Source organism: Klebsiella sp. I138, assembly GCF_051131765.1.
GTDB lineage: Bacteria > Pseudomonadota > Gammaproteobacteria > Enterobacterales > Enterobacteriaceae > Klebsiella.
This window is the reverse complement of the sequence record NZ_CP180447.1, coordinates 3,591,965-3,610,733: the sequence shown is the minus strand read 5'-3', so window position 1 is coordinate 3,610,733 and position 18,769 is coordinate 3,591,965. Positions and strand designations below refer to the sequence as shown.

At 55.7% G+C, this 18,769-nt stretch carries 20 protein-coding genes; 16 read left to right on the top strand and 4 right to left on the bottom strand.

The window, feature by feature from the left end; genetic code table 11:
• Nucleotides 1-50: 50 nt before the first annotated feature.
• Nucleotides 51-578, bottom strand: a complete 528-nt coding sequence (gene ppa, locus ACMYSK_RS16845) for an inorganic diphosphatase (protein WP_123757880.1) — start codon at nt 576-578, stop codon at nt 51-53.
• A 402-nt stretch (nt 579-980) separates the two neighbouring features.
• Here ppa and ytfQ point away from each other — a divergent pair, with 402 nt between their 5' ends.
• The 4 genes from ytfQ to yjfF all read left to right on the top strand — a co-directional run bounded on the left by ytfQ (nt 981) and on the right by yjfF (nt 5,626).
• Entirely contained in the window at nt 981-1,937 is a 957-nt protein-coding gene (gene ytfQ, locus ACMYSK_RS16840; protein WP_434637076.1) for a galactofuranose ABC transporter, galactofuranose-binding protein YtfQ, read from the top strand.
• A 165-nt stretch (nt 1,938-2,102) separates the two neighbouring features.
• Nucleotides 2,103-3,605, top strand: coding sequence for a galactofuranose ABC transporter, ATP-binding protein YtfR (ytfR, locus tag ACMYSK_RS16835; RefSeq protein ID WP_434637074.1), 1,503 nt, complete (start codon nt 2,103-2,105; stop codon nt 3,603-3,605).
• A 10-nt stretch (nt 3,606-3,615) separates the two neighbouring features.
• Complete coding sequence (ytfT, locus tag ACMYSK_RS16830; RefSeq protein WP_434637071.1) at nt 3,616-4,641, top strand: galactofuranose ABC transporter, ATP-binding protein YtfT; 1,026 nt, start codon at nt 3,616-3,618, stop codon at nt 4,639-4,641.
• Nucleotides 4,628-5,626 (top strand): galactofuranose ABC transporter, permease protein YjfF, encoded by a 999-nt coding sequence (gene yjfF, locus ACMYSK_RS16825; RefSeq protein WP_434637069.1) that lies wholly within the window; start codon nt 4,628-4,630, stop codon nt 5,624-5,626. Before ytfT ends, yjfF begins: the two co-directional genes overlap by 14 nt.
• Before the next feature lie 39 nt (nt 5,627-5,665).
• Here the strand turns inward: yjfF and fbp are convergent, their stop codons facing one another.
• A complete protein-coding gene (gene fbp, locus ACMYSK_RS16820; RefSeq protein ID WP_434637067.1) occupies nt 5,666-6,664 on the bottom strand; it encodes a class 1 fructose-bisphosphatase in 999 nt (332 codons plus the stop codon).
• A gap of 175 nt (nt 6,665-6,839) precedes the next feature.
• On the opposite strand from fbp, the gene mpl reads away from it, so the two are divergent.
• Nucleotides 6,840-8,213, top strand: coding sequence for a UDP-N-acetylmuramate:L-alanyl-gamma-D-glutamyl-meso-diaminopimelate ligase (gene mpl / locus ACMYSK_RS16815; RefSeq protein ID WP_434637065.1), 1,374 nt, complete (start codon nt 6,840-6,842; stop codon nt 8,211-8,213).
• Nucleotides 8,214-8,280: 67 nt separating this feature from the next.
• The gene (locus ACMYSK_RS16810) at nt 8,281-8,802 is read left to right on the top strand and encodes a GNAT family N-acetyltransferase (RefSeq protein ID WP_434637063.1); all 522 of its coding nucleotides are present in this window, start codon (nt 8,281-8,283) and stop codon (nt 8,800-8,802) included.
• Between the two features lie 57 nt (nt 8,803-8,859).
• On the opposite strand, the gene ACMYSK_RS16805 is transcribed toward ACMYSK_RS16810, so the two are convergent.
• Together ACMYSK_RS16805 and yjgA are read right to left on the bottom strand one after the other, a co-directional pair.
• Nucleotides 8,860-10,068 carry an aldose 1-epimerase family protein gene (locus ACMYSK_RS16805; protein WP_434637061.1) on the bottom strand — a complete coding sequence of 403 codons (1,209 nt, stop codon included), beginning with the start codon at nt 10,066-10,068 and terminating at the stop codon, nt 8,860-8,862.
• Between the two features lie 390 nt (nt 10,069-10,458).
• Nucleotides 10,459-11,010 (bottom strand): ribosome biogenesis factor YjgA, encoded by a 552-nt coding sequence (gene yjgA / locus ACMYSK_RS16800; RefSeq protein ID WP_434637059.1) that lies wholly within the window; start codon nt 11,008-11,010, stop codon nt 10,459-10,461.
• 95 nt (nt 11,011-11,105) lie between these two features.
• Between yjgA and pmbA the strand changes: the two genes are divergently transcribed.
• From pmbA to dagF, 10 genes are all read left to right on the top strand, one after another.
• A complete protein-coding gene (gene pmbA, locus ACMYSK_RS16795) occupies nt 11,106-12,458 on the top strand; it encodes a metalloprotease PmbA (protein WP_434637057.1) in 1,353 nt (450 codons plus the stop codon).
• A 106-nt stretch (nt 12,459-12,564) separates the two neighbouring features.
• The gene (gene cybC / locus ACMYSK_RS16790) at nt 12,565-12,954 is read left to right on the top strand and encodes a cytochrome b562 (RefSeq protein ID WP_434637055.1); all 390 of its coding nucleotides are present in this window, start codon (nt 12,565-12,567) and stop codon (nt 12,952-12,954) included.
• A 311-nt stretch (nt 12,955-13,265) separates the two neighbouring features.
• Nucleotides 13,266-13,604, top strand: coding sequence for a glycine dehydrogenase (locus tag ACMYSK_RS16785; RefSeq protein ID WP_434637053.1), 339 nt, complete (start codon nt 13,266-13,268; stop codon nt 13,602-13,604).
• A gap of 10 nt (nt 13,605-13,614) precedes the next feature.
• A complete protein-coding gene (locus ACMYSK_RS16780; protein ID WP_004098072.1) occupies nt 13,615-13,977 on the top strand; it encodes an SFCGS family glycine-rich protein in 363 nt (120 codons plus the stop codon).
• 2 nt (nt 13,978-13,979) lie between these two features.
• Nucleotides 13,980-14,279, top strand: coding sequence for a DUF4312 family protein (locus ACMYSK_RS16775; RefSeq protein ID WP_434637051.1), 300 nt, complete (start codon nt 13,980-13,982; stop codon nt 14,277-14,279).
• 21 nt (nt 14,280-14,300) lie between these two features.
• Entirely contained in the window at nt 14,301-15,077 is a 777-nt protein-coding gene (locus tag ACMYSK_RS16770; protein ID WP_434637049.1) for a DUF4311 domain-containing protein, read from the top strand.
• 11 nt (nt 15,078-15,088) lie between these two features.
• A complete protein-coding gene (locus ACMYSK_RS16765; protein ID WP_434637047.1) occupies nt 15,089-15,730 on the top strand; it encodes a DUF4310 family protein in 642 nt (213 codons plus the stop codon).
• A 42-nt stretch (nt 15,731-15,772) separates the two neighbouring features.
• On the top strand, nt 15,773-16,906 hold the full coding sequence (locus tag ACMYSK_RS16760; RefSeq protein WP_434637045.1) for an amidohydrolase/deacetylase family metallohydrolase: 1,134 nt from the start codon (nt 15,773-15,775) through the stop codon (nt 16,904-16,906).
• A complete protein-coding gene (locus ACMYSK_RS16755) occupies nt 16,890-18,008 on the top strand; it encodes a DgaE family pyridoxal phosphate-dependent ammonia lyase (protein ID WP_434637044.1) in 1,119 nt (372 codons plus the stop codon). Before ACMYSK_RS16760 ends, ACMYSK_RS16755 begins: the two co-directional genes overlap by 17 nt.
• On the top strand, nt 18,005-18,745 hold the full coding sequence (gene dagF / locus ACMYSK_RS16750; RefSeq protein ID WP_434637042.1) for a 2-dehydro-3-deoxy-phosphogluconate aldolase: 741 nt from the start codon (nt 18,005-18,007) through the stop codon (nt 18,743-18,745). Before ACMYSK_RS16755 ends, dagF begins: the two co-directional genes overlap by 4 nt.
• Nucleotides 18,746-18,769: the final 24 nt, after the last annotated feature.

Genomic DNA, 18,769 nt, shown 5'->3' with positions numbered 1-18,769 from the left:
AAAAACACCGCCCTGAGGCGGTGTTTTTCGCTAACCTGAGTGCGGCAGAATTACTTCTTAGCGCGCTCGAAGGAAGCAATGATTTCAGCTTTAGCCGCTTCAGCATTGTCCCAACCGTCAACTTTAACCCATTTGCCCGCTTCGAGGTCTTTGTAGTGCTCGAAGAAGTGGGTGATCTGGGCTTTCAACAGTTCCGGCAGGTCATTCACATCTTTGATGTGATCGTACTCTTTGCTCAGCTTGGTGTGCGGTACCGCAACCAGTTTCGCATCTTCACCGGATTCGTCGGTCATCTTCAGTACGCCAACCGGACGGCAGCGGATTACTGAGCCTGGCTCCAGCGGGTACGGCGTCGGGACCAGAACGTCAACCGGGTCACCGTCCAGAGACAGGGTGTGGTTGATGTAGCCGTAGTTGCACGGATAGAACATCGCAGTGGACATGAAGCGATCAACGAACAGCGCGCCGCTCTCTTTGTCGACTTCGTATTTGATTGGGTCTGCGTTAGCCGGGATCTCGATCACGACATAGATGTCTTCCGGCAGATCTTTACCCGCAGGTACGTTGAGTAAGCTCATGTCTGTTTCCTTTAAAATGTATGGCAAACAAGTGCCTGGTATTATAGCCAACTCACATCGAATGTCTTGGCTTCTTTTATTTTGCCGGCCGGTAATCTGTCTGAATTCGCCGGCGAAAAACAACCTGAAAATCCATAAACATAGCTGCATCCTGAATAAAACAATGTAATCGCTTACATTGTATCTGTTTGATTTCTCAACCTGCGCAAAATTTCATCTTATCCGTCGGTAGCCGCGACCTGCGGGAAGCCTTATCCGCTCTCAGCTGGAATAAATCACGGGAATTAACATTTAGTTTACTTTTTCGAAGTGTGATGTAACGCATTCAGTTACATCACCGGTTGTCTATAGTTTGTCCGCAGATGTCGATTGAACTTACAGTAACCCTACGAGGACCTTTTTATGTGGAAGCGCTTACTTCTTGTCACAGCAGTTTCCGCAGCTATGTCGTCTATGGCAATGGCTGCCCCTTTGACCGTAGGATTTTCGCAGGTCGGATCTGAATCCGGCTGGCGCGCGGCCGAAACCAACGTTGCGAAGGAGGAGGCCGCCAAACGCGGTATCACTCTGAAGATTGCCGACGGTCAGCAAAAACAGGAAAACCAGATTAAAGCCGTCCGCTCGTTTATTGCCCAGGGCGTCGATGCCATTTTTATTGCTCCGGTCGTGGCGACCGGCTGGGAACCGGTGCTGAAAGAGGCCAAAGAGGCCAAAATTCCGGTATTCCTGCTCGACCGTTCGATTGATGTGAAAGACAAAGATCTCTATATGACCACGGTCACCGCCAACAACGTCCTTGAAGGTCAGCTGATTGGCGACTGGCTGGTGAAAACGGTCAACGGTAAACCGTGTAACGTGGTTGAGCTGCAGGGCACGGTTGGCGCCAGCGTGGCGATCGACCGTAAGAAAGGGTTTGCCGACGTTATTGCTAAAACGCCAAACATCAAAATTATCCGCTCTCAGTCCGGCGACTTTACCCGCAGCAAAGGCAAAGAAGTCATGGAGAGCTTTATTAAAGCGGAAAACAACGGCAAGAACATCTGCATGGTCTTTGCCCATAACGATGACATGGTTATTGGCGCTATCCAGGCCATTAAAGAAGCGGGTCTGAAACCGGGCAAAGATATTCTGACCGGCTCTATCGACGGCGTACCGGATATTTATAAAGCGATGATGGCGGGTGAAGCGAACGCCAGCGTCGAGCTGACGCCAAATATGGCCGGACCGGCGTTTGATGCGCTGGAGAAATATAAAAAAGACGGCACGCTGCCTGAGAAGCTGACCATCACCAAATCGACGCTTTATCTGCCGGATACGGCAAAAGAAGAGCTCGAGAAGAAGAAAAATATGGGCTACTGAGTCGCTTAAAACAGGCCTGGTTCCCGGTGGCGCGCTGTTTACCGGGCTACAGGTTCATTGCCGTCAACAGATAGGGTAGCGCCGACTCCGGAGTTATCCCGATGGCTAAAGCATGGCTGAGCTCCCTCTCCCCCCATCGGGAGAGGGTAAAGGTGAGGGGAGATCATGAACGGCGAATCACATCAGGAAATCCTTCGCACGGAAGGGCTCAGCAAGTTCTTCCCCGGCGTCAAAGCGCTGGATAACGTTAATTTCAGCCTGCGGCGTGGTGAGATCATGGCCCTGCTCGGTGAAAACGGGGCGGGTAAATCAACGCTAATTAAAGCCCTGACCGGCGTCTACCACGCCGATCGCGGCGCTATCTGGCTGGAAGGGCAGGAGATATCGCCGAAAAATACCGCTCACGCCCAGCAGCTGGGGATCGGCACGGTTTATCAAGAGGTCAACCTGCTGCCGAACATGTCGGTGGCAGATAACCTGTTTATCGGTCGCGAACCCCGGCGTTTTGGTCTGCTGCGGCGCAAAGAGATGGAAAAGCGTGCCACTGAGCTGATGGCTTCCTATGGTTTCTCCCTCGATGTCCGCGAACCCCTGAACCGCTTTTCGGTGGCGATGCAGCAAATCGTCGCCATCTGCCGGGCCATTGATCTATCGGCCAGGGTGCTTATCCTCGATGAGCCGACCGCCAGTCTGGATACCCAGGAAGTGGAGATGCTCTTCACCCTGATGCGTCAGCTGCGCGATGATGGCGTCAGTCTGATTTTCGTTACCCACTTCCTCGATCAGGTGTATGCCGTCAGCGACCGGATCACCGTTCTGCGCAACGGCGGCTTTGTCGGCTGCCGGGAAACCCGCGAACTACCGCAGATCGAGCTGGTGAAGATGATGCTTGGCCGCGAGCTGGAGCATGATGCCCTGCATCGTGCGGGCCGTACCTTGCTCAGCGACAAACCGGTTGCCGCCTTTGAAGGCTTTGGCAAGAAAGGCGTCATTGCGCCGTTCGACCTCCAGGTCCGACCCGGTGAGATTGTCGGTCTGGCGGGGCTACTGGGCTCCGGGCGCACGGAAACGGCCGAGGTGATTTTCGGTATCAAACCGGCAGACACCGGCACGGCGTGGATTAAAGGTAAAGTGCAAGGGCTGCGCTCGCCGCATCAGGCTTCGAGCCTCGGCATTGGCTTCTGCCCTGAGGACCGTAAAACCGACGGAATTATCGCCGCGGCCTCGGTGCGGGAAAATATCGTGCTGGCGCTACAGGCCCAGCGCGGCTGGCTGCGGCCAATCCCACGGCGTGAGCAAAACGACATTGCCGAGCGCTTTATCCGCCAGTTGGGTATTCGTACTCCCAGTGCCGAACAACCGATTGAATTTCTCTCCGGCGGCAACCAGCAGAAGGTGCTGCTCTCCCGCTGGCTGCTGACCAGACCGCAGTTCCTGATCCTCGATGAGCCAACGCGCGGGATCGATGTCGGCGCGCATGCGGAGATTATTCGCCTGATTGAGACCCTGTGCGCCGATGGCCTGGCGCTGCTGGTGATCTCTTCGGAGCTGGAAGAGTTGGTGGGCTATGCGGATCGGGTGATTATCATGCGCGATCGTAAGCAGGTGGCGGAGATCCCGCTCGCCGAGCTCTCCGTCCCGGCGATCATGAACGCTATTGCGGCATAAGGAGTAACCCATGATGCCTCGATCAGTTCCACAAACGGGCCAGTCCAGGCGGCGCTTCAGCTGGCCGAAAGGTATGCCGCAAATTATCGCCCTGATCCTCGTGCTGGTGGTCGACAGCCTCGTGGCGCCGCACTTCTTCCAGGTTGTACTCCAGGACGGGCGCCTGTTCGGCAGCCCGATAGATATTCTCAACCGCGCGGCACCGGTGGCGCTACTGGCGATAGGCATGACCCTGGTGATTGCCACCGGTGGGATTGACCTGTCGGTTGGCGCGGTGATGGCGATTGCCGGTGCGACTGCGGCCTCAATGACCGTTGCCGGGCACGGTCTGCCGGTGGTGCTGTTGGCTTCACTGGCGGCGGGGGCGCTGGCGGGGTTATGGAATGGGATCCTGGTGGCGATACTCAAGATCCAGCCTTTTGTGGCCACGCTGATTCTGATGGTGGCCGGGCGCGGCGTCGCGCAGCTGATCACCTCCGGGCAGATCGTCACCTTCGACTCGGCGCACCTGGCCTGGCTCGGTAGCGGTTCTCTGCTGCTGCTGCCGACGCCGGTCCTGATCGCCGCCGCGACGCTGCTGCTGTTCTGGTTGTTCACCCGCAAAACGGCGCTGGGGATGTTTATCGAAGCGGTGGGGATCAACATCCGGGCGGCGAAAAACGCCGGAGTGAATACCCGGATTGTGGTGATGCTGGCCTATGTATTGAGCGGCGTCTGCGCGGCCATTGCCGGGATTATCGTCGCGGCGGATATCCGTGGCGCCGATGCCAATAACGCCGGGCTGTGGCTGGAGCTGGACGCCATCCTGGCGGTGGTGATCGGCGGCGGTTCGCTGATGGGCGGGCGTTTTAACCTGCTGCTTTCGGTGGTTGGGGCATTGATAATTCAGGGGATGAATACCGGGATCCTGCTGTCGGGTTTTCCGCCGGAGCTGAATCAGGTCGTGAAGGCGGTGGTGGTCCTGTGTGTGTTGATCGTCCAGTCGCCGCGCTTTATTGGCTTACTGAAAGGAGTGCGCGGCCATGATAAAACGTAATTTGCCACTGATGATCACCCTGGCCGTATTTGTGCTGGGCTATCTGTACTGCTTAACCCAGTTTCCCGGCTTTGCCTCGACGCGGGTTATCTGCAATATTCTGACGGACAACGCTTTTCTCGGCATCATTGCCGTCGGGATGACGTTTGTGATCCTTTCTGGCGGGATCGATCTTTCGGTCGGGTCGGTGATCGCGTTCACCGGCGTATTCCTGGCGAAGGCTATTGGTTCCTGGGGAATCGACCCGCTGCTGGCGTTCCCGCTGGTGCTGGCGATGGGCTGTGCGTTTGGTGCGCTGATGGGCTGGCTTATCGATGCGTTGAAGATCCCGGCGTTTATTATTACCCTCGCCGGAATGTTCTTTCTGCGCGGCGTCAGCTATCTGGTTTCTGAGGAATCGATCCCCATTGATCATCCGCTGTATGACACCCTCTCCGGGCTGGCGTGGACTATCCCCGGCGGCGGTCGCCTGAGCGCAATGGGGCTGCTGATGCTGCTGGTGGTGGTGGCGGGGATTTTCGTGGCACACCGCACCCGCTTTGGCAATCAGGTCTATGCCATTGGCGGCAGCGCGGTCTCCGCGAATCTGATGGGGATTTCGACCCGTAGCACGACCATTCGGATCTATATGCTGTCCACTGGCCTGGCGACGCTGGCGGGGATTGTCTTTTCTGTCTATACCCAGGCCGGTTATGCCCTCGCCGGCGTTGGCGTTGAGCTGGATGCGATTGCGTCGGTGGTGATTGGCGGCACGCTGTTAAGCGGCGGTGTCGGAACGGTACTGGGCACGTTGTTCGGCGTGGCGATTCAGGGGCTGATTCAGACCTATATTAACTTCGACGGGACGCTCAGCTCGTGGTGGACAAAAATTGCCATCGGGATTCTGTTGTTTGTATTTATCGCGCTGCAACGCGGTCTGACGGTGCTGTGGGAAAACCGGCAGAACTCACCGGTCACTCGGGTGAGTGGAACGGCGCACCGCTAGCGGAAAATTCCCCTCCCGGGCGGGAGGGGAAGGGGGACGTTACGCGTCCGGGAACTCTTTAATGAAGTTTTCGACGTCTTCAACCATATGATTGTTGCCGACGAAGAAAGAGCGACGCTGGTGCAGACTGGTCGGAACGATATCCAGAATACGGTCTTTACCGTCGCTGGCTTTACCGCCCGCCTGTTCTGCAAGGAACGCCATCGGGTTGCATTCGTACAGCAGGCGCAGCTTGCCGTCCGGGTGGCTGGCGGTGCTCGGGTAGAGATAGATGCCGCCTTTCAGCAGATTGCGGTGAAAATCCGCTACCAGAGAACCGATATAGCGCGAGGTGTACGGACGCTGGGTACCGGTATCTTCTTCCTGACAGAATTTGATGTACTTCTTCACGCCCATCGGGAACTTGATGTAGTTACCTTCGTTAATGGAGTACGTGTTGCCTTTCTCCGGGAAGCGCATGCGCTCCTGAGAGAGGCAGAAAACGCCAAGAGAAGGATCGTAGGTGAAGGCGTGAACGCCGCAGCCGGTCGTATAAACCAGCATGGTGGAAGAGCCGTAAACCACATAGCCTGCCGCGACTTGCTTGCTGCCGGGCTGCAGGAAATCTTCAACGGTGACCGGTGTTCCAACCGGAGTTATGCGACGGTAGATGGAGAAGATAGTCCCGACAGAAACGTTAACGTCGATGTTAGAGGAGCCATCCAGAGGGTCCATGAGCACCACGTATTTCGCGTGTTCACAACCTTCAAAAACGACGATCTCATCTTCTTCCTCGGAGGCGATCCCGGCCACGATATCGCGTGCTCGCAGTGCAGCTTTCAATTTTTCATTGGCGAACAGGTCGAGTTTTTGCTGTACCTCACCCTGGACGTTTTCAGCACCGCTGGCACCCAGGATATCGACCAGACCGGCCTTGTTGATATCGCGGTGGATGATCTTGGCGCCTAACTTTATCGCCGACAACAAAGCAGTAAGCTCGCCGGTTGCGTGGGAGAACTCGTGTTGCTTTTCGACAATAAATTCACCTAACGTTTTCATAACCCGTTCCCTGCATGTTTATGTGAAGTAAAACGAACGCAACAATCTTAACAAAGAATAAAAAAAATACGCACAGGTGAATCGCGCCAGCAAAAAACGGATTAGCCTGAAATGCATTTCTCTGATGCCGTACATATGGGTAAAATGTGCGCCAGATTAAAAAGGGAAACGACGAATGCGCATTCATATTTTAGGTATCTGTGGCACGTTTATGGGGGGACTGGCGATGCTGGCTCGTTCTCTCGGTCATGAGGTAACGGGGTCGGATGCTAACGTCTATCCGCCAATGAGTACCCTGTTGGAAAACCAGGGAATCGATTTAATTCAAGGATATGATGCCAGTCAGCTGGAGCCTCGGCCGGATCTGGTTATCATTGGTAATGCAATGACCCGCGGCAATCCGTGCGTCGAAGCGGTGCTGGAAAATAATATTCCGTATATGTCCGGCCCGCAGTGGCTGCATGATTTCGTCCTGCGCGATCGCTGGGTACTGGCGGTTGCGGGCACCCACGGGAAAACAACTACCGCGGGGATGGCAACATGGATCCTCGAAGCCTGCGGCTATAAGCCGGGCTTTGTTATCGGCGGCGTACCGGGTAATTTTGAGGTCTCCGCGCGTCTGGGCGACAGCCCGTTCTTTGTTATCGAAGCCGATGAGTATGACTGTGCCTTCTTCGATAAGCGTTCCAAATTTGTGCACTACTGCCCGCGTACACTGATCCTCAATAACCTTGAGTTCGATCATGCGGATATCTTTGATGACCTGAAAGCTATTCAGAAACAGTTCCACCATCTGGTGCGTATCGTGCCGGGTAAAGGCAAAATTATCCTGCCGGAAAACGACATCAATCTGAAACAGACGATGGCGATGGGCTGCTGGAGCGAGCAGGAGTTGGTGGGGGAACAGGGCCACTGGCAGGCGAAGAAACTGAACGCCGATGCCTCGCAGTGGGAAGTCTGGCTGGACGGTGAGAAAGCCGGTGAAGTGAAGTGGGACCTGGTTGGCGAACACAACATGCATAACGGCCTGATGGCGATTGCCGCCGCTCGTCATGTTGGCGTCCTGCCGGCCGATGCCGCCAACGCCCTGGGCGGCTTTATCAACGCCCGCCGCCGCCTTGAGCTGCGTGGCGAAGCCAACGGCGTGACGGTATACGACGACTTCGCCCATCATCCAACGGCGATCCTGGCGACTCTGCAGGCGCTGCGCGGTAAAGTTGGCGGAACCGCACGGATCCTCGCGGTACTGGAACCCCGCTCCAACACCATGAAAATGGGCGTGTGCAAAGACGATCTGGCGCCGTCCCTGGGTCGTGCTGACGAAGTGTTCCTGCTCCAGCCGCAGCACATTCCGTGGCAGGTTGCTGAAGTGGCGGAAGCCTGCGTGCAGCCGGCGCACTGGAGCGCCGATGTGGATGTCCTGGCCGATATGGTGGTCAAAACCGCGCACCCGGGCGATCATATTCTGGTCATGAGTAACGGCGGTTTTGGCGGTATTCATCAGAAGCTGCTCGATAAGCTGGCCAGCAAAGCGGCGGCGGCGGAGTAACCGCGCGGCCCGTCCCGCTCTGCCCTCCTTGTGAGGGCAGATGTCTTTTTGTGACTCAGGATTTGTCATGCTCATAGCGAAAAAAATCACCGCTATCGACTCGGTTTATTTTCCTGCCGTCGATGCGCTCTACGCAAAAGCATTTCCATGGCATGAACAGCGAGAGCTGGCGGCAAAGCAGCAGGCGCTGCGCGATCCGCACTATGCGCTGGAAGCGTGGTTTGATGAAGAGGTCTTTATTGGCCTGAGCGGCTGCTGGCAGTTTTCCGGCTACAGCTACATTGAACACCTGGCGATTGACGATACGCTGCGCTCCCGCGGCTATGGCAAACGCCTGCTGGCCCGGATCCTTGAACGGGCACCGTTGACTATTCTGGAAATCGATCCGTTAACCACGGAGATTGCCCGCAAGCGCCTGCGCTTTTATGAAACGATGGGTTTTCGCGCCAGCTCGTGGCCGCATTGTCACCCGACTTATCATGCCGGCATCGCCGATCATGAACTGCTGGTGCTGGGCTACCCTCAGGCGATTGATGAAGTGCAGTACCGGCGCTTTGCCGAAGATTTACGTCAGGTGGTGATGGCGTAGGCAGGCTGCCCGGGTCCGACGCGGAGGCCGAAACCCGGGCATGCTTAAGGCGCTAAATTACTCCTTTGCAATAGGCGTTACGTCTTCTGCCACTTTGGTATCGCCCTGAATTGTCGCGATTTTCTTCTCAACGTCGGCGACCTGCTCCGCGTTATGGAGCAGCGTATAGGTCAGGTCAAACTGAGTGCTGGCCCCAGGCTGAAGCTGTTTGACGCGTTTTTGCTCGCGCTCAATGGTAACCGGATAGGCATAGCTGGTACCCGGCTCAATACCGGTGACATAGCCCTGTTTTTCGGTATCGGTATTTTTCCACAGCGTCAGTACCGGCAACTGGCGGGTATCGAACTGGATGGATGCCCCTTTATCTCCTGCTTTGTTGACCACGGCGGCCAGAGTCTGGTGGTCGTTATCCGCCAGCGGGCGGATGTTAAAGACCATTTCGTCGAAATCTTTGGTCGGACCGGCGTAGGTTTGCCAGTTCTTCAGACCCGCTTTTGCATAGTCGTTGAACGGACTGATGCTGGACATTGGTGCCAGAAAACGTGCTCCCTCTTCCAGAATCGGTGTACCGAAATTACTGTGATAAATGATCTGGTAGTCATGCGGGTAATCCGCGTGGTTGGTTAAGACATCATGCAGGCTGAAGCTATTTTTACCGGGGACATAGCGCAGCTCGGTCATGGTCTGCAAATCGGCTTTTTTGAAGGTGCTCTCCTTCACCAGCCCGCGAATACGGATTTCATACGGGGCGGTATCCGCCACTTCAACTTCCACCTGCGATGCTGGCGTATTCCCGGCTTTACCGTGCAGAGTATACATTTGGCCGTCAGCCGTGACCGGGTGGCCGGTCCATTCATAACCACAGCGCACCATCATCTCATTGAAACCTTCCAGCCAGCCGAGCCCATTCCGGCTTTCGAGGTTGATAAAGGCCGGGTTGACGACCGCTTTCACCGGCGAATCCCAGCCCATTCGAGAGCCGAAACCTTCAATTTTCAGCAGATTCATGCCACGGGTCGGGCTAAGGGTGATAGTCAGGCCATCTTTACTGCGGATTACGAGAATTTTACTGCCTTCCTGTTTGCCGCCATGGAGGACCTTTTGCTCAATGCTGAAGTCGTGATCTTTTATTTTCAGCTGATCGCTTGTTATCTGCCAGTTTCCTTTGTCAGTGCCGTTTTCAGCGCTTGTCAGCACCCAGGTTTTCGCCGCTGCCTGACCAGAAATAAGCATGGAAATGGCCGTCAAAATCAGTGTTTTTTTCATTTTTTATTCCTTTTGCTGAATCGATTGTGTATCCAGTGAAGGGAATCTAATTGCAAGCGTCTGATTAAAACGTGAAGTGCCTCACCTGATGAGAAAATGCGCATGTTTAAACTTTTAAATGCAATAAAGATCGCTTTTTATAAGATAAATATGGTTATTGTTACTTAATATATGTGAATTTAAGCGTTATTAGCTTTAACGATTCAGCTCTAATGCTCAATCGTAACGACCGACCGAGCAGCAGGGTGGGAATAACGGAGGAATATTGGCGTTGAGGGGGGATATTCCCGGCGAGGCTATCGCTTGCCGGGCTACAGGTACAGCGTTATCCGGTAGCCCGGACAGGCGCAAAGCGCCGCCTCCGGGAAAATCTGGCGGGCAGACGCGGAGTTAGCGTTCGCCTTCGGCCAGTTCACGCAGATACTGGAAGATCAGACGTGCAGATTTCGGCGGCTTGTTGCCTTCTTTCTCTTTTTTCGCATTACGGATAAGCGAACGCAGCTGCTGACGATCGGCATCAGGCCACAGATTTAACACTTCCGGTACCGCATCATCGCCTTCTTCAATCAGACGGTCGCGGATCATCTCCAGCTTATGGAACAGCGCAACCTGCTGGTTATGGCGGTTCTTCAGCTTGTCTAACGCCTGGCGAATCGGATCGTCATCGCGGCTGCGCAGCATTTTACCAATCAGCTGCATCTGGCGGCGGCGACCTTCTTTCTTGATACGTTGGGCGAGTTCAATGGCGTCACGGAGGTCGCTGTCGAGCGGGATCTTATCCAGCGCGTTTTTCCCCAGTTCTACCAATTCTGCGCCAAGACGCTTCAGTTCTTCGGCGTCACGCTTAATTTCACTTTTACTGACCCAGATAATTTCATCGTCTTCATCTTCAACGTCATCACCGGGCACGTCGTCGAGCCAGTCATCGGGCTGCTTTGTCATCTCAGGCTCCTTAAAAAAAGAGGCTAATGTTACCAGTTAAGGCGCGCACTGAAAAACGGTTCTCTGTTAGACTTCACTTAACTCCTTCCTACATTATGGCATTAGCGATGAAAGTCATCTCTCAAGTTGCACAACAGCGCAAGACGCTGGAAGAGGCTGTAACCACGGCGCTGGAACTGGCGGCAGGTAAATCTGACGGCGCGGAAGTCTCCGTCAGCAAAACGACCGGCATCAGCGTCAGCACCCGCTACGGCGAGGTGGAGAACGTAGAATTTAATAGCGATGGTGCGTTAGGCATCACCGTTTATCATCAGAATCGCAAGGGAAGCGCCTCATCAACCGATCTGAGCCCGCAGGCGATTGCCCGCACGGTGCAGGCGGCGCTGGACATTGCCCGCTATACCTCACCGGATCCGTTCGCCGGCGTGGCAGATAAAGAGCTGCTGGCCTTTGATGCCCCGGATCTTGACCTGTTCCATCCGGCAGAAGTCACGCCGGACGAGGCGATTGCGCTGGCCGCTCGCGCGGAGCAGGTCGCTCTGCAGGCGGATAAACGGATTACCAATACCGAAGGCGGCAGCTTCAATAGCCATTACGGCATCAAAGTATTCGGCAACAGCCACGGCATGTTGCAGAGCTACTGCTCAACCCGCCATTCGCTTTCCAGCTGCGTTATCGCAGAAGAAAACGGCGATATGGAGCGCGATTACGCTTACACCATTGGCCGTGCGCTTGAAGATTTGCAAACTCCGGAGTGGGTGGGCGATGAGTGTGCCCGCCGTACTCTGGCGCGCCTGGCACCACGTAAGCTCTCGACGATGAAAGCGCCGGTTATCTTTGCTAACGAAGCGGCTACCGGGCTGTTTGGTCATCTGGTCGGTGCAATTGCCGGCGGCGCGGTCTACCGGAAATCGACTTTCCTGCTCGACTCCCTCGGCCAGCAGATTCTGCCGGAATGGCTGACGATTGAAGAGCATCCACATCTGCTGAAAGGGCTGGCCTCGACGCCGTTCGACAGCGAAGGGGTGCGTACCGAGCGTCGCGATATTATTAAAGACGGCGTGCTGACGCAGTGGCTGCTGACCAACTACTCGGCGCGCAAGCTGGGCATGAAGAGCACCGGGCACGCGGGGGGCATCCATAACTGGCGGATTAACGGCCGCGGTCTGAGTTTTGAAAAGTTGCTTAAAGAGATGGGCACCGGACTTGTCGTCACTGAATTGATGGGGCAGGGTGTCAGTGGCGTGACCGGCGATTATTCACGCGGCGCTTCTGGCTTCTGGGTTGAGAATGGTGAAATTCAGTATCCGGTAAGCGAAATTACTATCGCCGGCAATCTGAAAGATATGTGGCGTAATATCGTGACCGTGGGTGACGATATCGAAACGCGCAGTAATATTCAGTGCGGCTCCGTGCTGCTGCCGGAGATGAAAATCGCCGGACAGTAACACCGTTTTATCCCCACCATTCGATATGCTGTTTGCAAAATAATCTGTACAGAAGGGCGCTCCCTGCGGCGCCCGTTTGTTTTAATAATAAAAAAGGATGTGAGCAATGCGTAAAAAACTGTTAGCAATGCTGGCGGTCTCCGCCCTTGCAATGGGCTCTGTTTCAGCGTTCGCCGCTGAACTGGGCGAAGATATGGACACCATCGCGCAAAACCTGCAGGTGGTACAAAAAACCTCCGATGCGGGCGAACTGAAAGCGGCGCTGACCAAAATGCGCGATGCCGCCGTGGATGCGCAGAAGGACACCCCGCCGAAGCTGGAAGGTAAAGCGGCGGACAGCGCAGAAATGAAAGACTATCGCCACGGTCTGGATATTCTGATTGGCCAGATTGACGGCGCGCTGAAGCTGGCGGATGAAGGTAAAGTGAAAGAGGCCCAGGCTGCCGCAGAAGGGTTCAAAACGACCCGTAATACCTACCATCAGAAATACCGCTAAGTCCTGTTTCAGGAGGCATCTGTCGATGCCTCCTGCTCAACTTCCACGATAAAACCCTGCTGGCATCACACTTTTCCCCTTTTCTTTTCCGCTTATTCCGCCGTCTTCAGCCGGTAACACAATGATTTTCTTGTGACGCCCATCACGTGATTTCGCCGAAAACAGTCTCTTCATGCCATTTTCACACCGATTATGTGGAATAGATCACGCATGCCGTCCGCCTTTCCACTTCGAAGTGGAAAACAACTCGCTACAAACTCCTTCCCCCCGGCGCTAGTTTTATCCCCAGAGACATCAACGGGGTAACACAAGTGAATAACGGAGCGGTAATAAACGACGTAGGGGAACAGGCAACGCAAACTGAGCTGCTGGCTGAGAAGATGCTGCCGCGGGTTTACGCACTGTTAAGCCGTCGCAATATCATCCCCAACGCCGTTCAGGAGCAGATGCTGACTTCCCACGTGCGGGCAATGGCCCACCGGTCGATTAGCGGCGAGCCGCTGCCGGAAGTGGATGCCAGCCTGTTTGAAGAAATTTCAGAAGATTCAATGATGCTTGCCCGCGAAGTGGTTGCGGAATTCGGCAACCTGCCAGAAGAAGAATCCTGGCTGCTGTCCGTCCACTTCGAAGTAGCAAAAGACAACCTGTAAGGAGCAAAAAATGGAACAAATTACTGTCGTAATTGGCGACCGCCTGGGTAAAGGGCAAAAAGTGGCCGCTGGCGCGGAAAAAGCCGGTGCTCGTGCCGTTGTCGTACCGGGCGTTGCCGCTGATATGAAGCTGGGTGACATGATGAAAGCAGAAAATGCCACCTTCGGTATCTCCTTCTGCGGCAGCGGTGGCGCAGGCGCTATCACCGCGCAGAACAAGCACGGTTACAAAGCAAAATATGGCATGCGCTCCGTTGATGAAGGCGTGACCGCTATCAACGAAGGCTACAACGTACTGGGTTTCGGCTTTATGGATAAAGAAGAGCTGGGCGAGCGCCTGGTAGAAGCCTGGAAAAAGAAATACGGCGCGTGAGCATGAAAGAGCAATTCACCACCACGGTGAGCGTCAAGGGCAAAGGCGAAAGCAAAACGCGCGCCTTTGCCGATGCCCTGAACCACGTACAGGCAGCGGTGATGAGCACTTCACCGCACATCTTACTGCGTATTGAGCCACAGGATGTGAAGGTTGTTCATGCGCGTGAAGCGGTGCGCAAAGAAGCGTTTCTGTTCTTCTTTCTGCGCCGTGAACGACGGACCTACAGCGTGGAGCTGGATGTCACCGTCAACGTAACGGCCATTAATGTCGATAAAGTGGATTTCGTTACGCAAACCTGATCTTCACCATAGGGTTAAACTATGTTCCTGATAATTTTAATAAAATCGCTCATTATCGGCGGCCTGGTCGGCGTCGGAGTGGGCGCCGGAGCGGCACGCATGTTTCATGCGCCTACCACCCAGGGGATGGGGGCGTTTCGTACCTTGGGCGAGCTGAATTCCTGCGAAGGCGATCCGGCTTCCCACTTCTCCTTTGGTCTGGGATTCTTCTTTAACGCCTGGGCTTCTTCCGTCGCAGCGGGTGCTTTCACCCAGGACGTTGACCACCGCATTATCCCGCACTGGGGCGCCTCGGCCCTGATGATGAAAAATCGCAACGTGGCAGAAACCCTTCACGATCCTAAGAAAATGGCCATTGCCTGCGGTCTCATCGGCATGGTGGTGGTGGCATTCCTGAACTCTACGGCCTCTGCGGTACCGGAAGCATTACAGGTCACTGCGGTGAAGGTGCTGGTGCCTGCAGCCAACCTGCTGGTGAACATCATCATGCCGGTTATCTTCTGGTTGGCGGCTATCGATGCCGGTAAGAAATCAGGCTTCTGGGCCACTATTTTCGGCGGCGCCGCGCAGCTGATTATGGGCAACGCCGTACCGGGTCTGGTGCTGGGGATTCTGATCGGTAAAGGCGTCGAAGACGCAGGCTGGAACCGCGTCACCAAAATCATGATGACGGCCATTATCGCCCTGTTCGTGCTGAGTGGCTTCTTCCGCGGATTTGACATGAAGATGATTGAGTCCTTCCACATGACCGTGCCGAACTGGCTGGATCTGCTGCATAGCGCGTTGAGCGGCAAATAAGGGGATAACGCATGGAACAGAATAAAGGTTTTTGGTACGCGGACTGGTCATTCCCGATCTTTGTCGGCCTGCTCTCTTCCGGCGTCTTTGCCGGGACGCACATGTACTACCTCTACGGCATCGGCGCGTTTAACGAAGTGGCCTTCGTGGCGATGCTGAAATCCGGGATCGACACCGGCGTGTACGGTGCGGTGGCGGCATTTGGCGCGAGCTTCCTCTTCGCCCGTATCATCGAAGGTTCGCTGGTCGGTATTCTGGATATCGGCGGGGCGATTCAGACCGGGGTCGGCCTCGGCGTGCCGGCGCTGCTGCTGGGCGCAGGCATCATTTTCCCAGTGGCGAATTTTGCCGCTTCCCTGGCAACCGGCCTGATTATCGGCGTGGCAATTGGCTACGTCATTATCCTGGCGCGTAAATTCACGGTTAACCAGAGCAACTCGACCTACGGCGCCGACGTCATGATGGGCGCGGGTAACGCCTCCGGCCGCTTCCTCGGTCCGTTGATTATCCTCAGCGCGATGACCGCCTCTATTCCTATCGGTATCGGTTCTCTGGTTGGGGCCCTGCTGTTTTACATCTGGCAGAAGCCGATTACCGGCGGCGCGATCCTCGGGGCGATGATTTTAGGTTCAATATTCCCGGTTGCGCTTTGATACTCCCGGGCGCTTATGCGCCCGCCTTAACAGGAGATACATATGTTTGATTTACTCCTGCGCCGTGCGCGCCTCGTCGACGATACCCTGACCGATATTGCAATCCAGGATGGGAAAATTGCCGCGCTGGGCGAGATTGACGCGCCAGCGCGCAAAACCGTGACGCTGGACGGCCATTATTACGTCAGCGCCGGCTGGATTGATTCCCACGTCCACTGCTACCCAAAATCACCGATCTATCACGACCTGCCGGACAGCGTCGGTATCGCCACCGGTGTCACCACCGTAATTGATGCCGGGAGCACCGGCGCGGATGATATCGATGATTTTTATCAGCTGACCCGCGAAGCGGCGACTGAAGTCTATGCGCTGCTCAATATTTCCCGCGTCGGGCTGATCGCTCAGAACGAGCTGGCCAATATGGCCAATATTGACGCGGACGCGGTGAAGCAGGCGGTAAAACGCCACCCTGATTTTATCGTCGGCCTGAAAGCACGCATGAGCAGCAGCGTCGTCGGCGAAAACGGAATTACGCCGCTGGCGCGGGCGAAAGCCATCCAGCAGGAAAATGACGATCTGCCGCTGATGGTGCATATCGGAAACAACCCGCCAAACCTCGATGAAATTGCCGGGCTGCTTAGCGCAGGCGACATCATTACCCACTGCTACAACGGCAAACCAAACCGCATTCTGACGCCAGAAGGCGAGCTGCGCGCCTCGATTACCCGCGCACTACAGCGCGGTGTACGGCTTGATGTTGGCCACGGCACCGCGAGCTTCAGCTTTGAGGTGGCGCGGCGAGCCATTGCGATGGGCATTCTGCCGCACACCATCAGCTCCGATATTTACTGCCGCAACCGTATTGACGGCCCGGTTCGTTCGCTGGCGCTGGTGATGTCGAAGTTTCTCGCCATCGGCATGACGCTGGCGCAGGTGATTGAGTGCGTGACCGCCGGCGCGGCTGACGGGCTGCGTCTGACGCAAAAAGGGCGGCTGGCCGTGGGCTACGATGCCGATTTAACCCTGTTTACCGTACAGCATGCGCCAACGCTGCTGGTTGATGCGGAAAAAGAGAGTCTACAGGCTGACAATATTCTGGTGCCGCTTGCCGCGATTCGCGCAGGCAAGGGCTATCTGACCGAACAAGGGAGCGCGGAAAATGCCTTCAATTTTTGAAAAATATAACCTTAAACAAGTGATTAATACCTCCGGGCGCATGACGGCGCTGGGCGTGTCCACTCCGCGTCCGGAAGTGGTCGACGCGGTGATGAGCGGCATGAACCACTACTTCGAAATGAAGGATCTGGTAAATAAAACCGGGGAATACATCGCGAAACTGCTGGATGTTGAAGGGGCTACCGTCGTCTCCTGCGCATCGGCGGGGATCGCCCAGTCGGTCGCGGCGGTGCTGGTGAAAGACAGCAGCTGGCTGCTGGAGAATCTGCACGTCACGCCGATTGAAAACAACGAAATCGTGCTGCCGAAAGGCCACAACGTCAACTTCGGCGCACCGGTCGGTTCGATGGTTGCGCTGGGTGGCGGCAAGCTGGTGGAAGCGGGTTACGCCAACGAATGTTCCGCGGACCAGCTGGCGGCAGCAATTACCCCGCGTACGGCGGCCATTCTGTATATCAAATCTCACCACTGCGTGCAGAAAAGCATGCTCAGCGTTGAGCAGGCGGTGGTCGTCGCGCGCAAACATAACCTGCCGCTGATCGTCGATGCGGCTGCGGAAGAAGATTTGCAGTGCTACTACCGGGCCGGTGCTGACCTGGTGATTTACAGCGGTGCGAAAGCCATTGAAGGGCCGACCAGTGGCCTGGTGGTGGGTAAAACCCAGTACGTTGAGTGGGTGAAGCGCCAGTCGGCGGGCATTGGTCGGGCGATGAAAGTGGGCAAAGAGGGGATCCTTGGCCTGACCTGCGCGATTGAGCACTACCTGATGGCGCGCAAAGAGAGCGGGGATGAGATGGTGGCGAAGATGACGCCATTCATTAACCAACTGAATACTCTCAATGGCGTTACCGCTCGGGTGGTCTGGGACAGCGCGGGCCGTGATATCGCCCGCGCCGAAATCAAATTTAATGAAGCCGTCACCGGCATCGCCACCGGCGAACTGGTTGACGCGCTGAAACAGGGCGAATACGCCATCTACTTCCGCGGCTATAAGGCTAACGAAGGCATTATTGAAGCCGATGTTCGCAGCGTGAACGCGCAGCAGCTGGAGATTGTCTCTCGTCGCATCGCCGAGGTTCTGAACAAGGAGAAAAACGCATGAAACTGACCCCGAATTTTTACCGCGACCGCGTATGCCTGAACGTACTGGCGGGCAGCAAAGACAACGCCCGTGAGATCTACGAGGCGGCGGAAGGTCATGTCCTGGTTGGCGTGCTCTCCAAAAACTACCCGGACGTGGCGAGCGCGGTGGCGGATATGCGCGAATACGCTCAGCTTATCGATAATGCACTTTCGGTAGGGCTGGGGGCGGGCGATCCGAATCAGTCAGCCATGGTCAGCGAAATCTCGCGTCAGGTACAGCCGCAGCACGTTAACCAGGTGTTCACCGGCGTCGGCACCAGTCGTGCGCTGCTGGGGCAGAACGATACTGTCGTCAACGGTCTGGTGTCACCGACCGGTACGCCGGGCAAAGTTAAGATCTCGACCGGGCCACTGAGCAGCGGCGCACCTGACGGGATTGTGCCGCTGGAAACGGCGATCGCCCTGCTGAAAGATATGGGCGGTAGCTCAATCAAATACTTCCCGATGGGCGGACTGAAACATCGCGACGAGTTCCTCGCGGTGGCACAAGCCTGTGCACGGCATGATTTCTGGCTGGAGCCGACCGGCGGAATCGATCTGGAAAACTACAGCGAAATTTTGCAGATCGCGCTGGACGCGGGGGTCAGCAAAATTATTCCGCACATCTATAGCTCTATTATTGATAAAGCCAGCGGGAATACTCGCCCGGCGGACGTCCGCCAGCTGCTGGAAATGACAAAAGCACTCGTCAAATAGGTTTGTCGTCCCCGCCGCACGCGT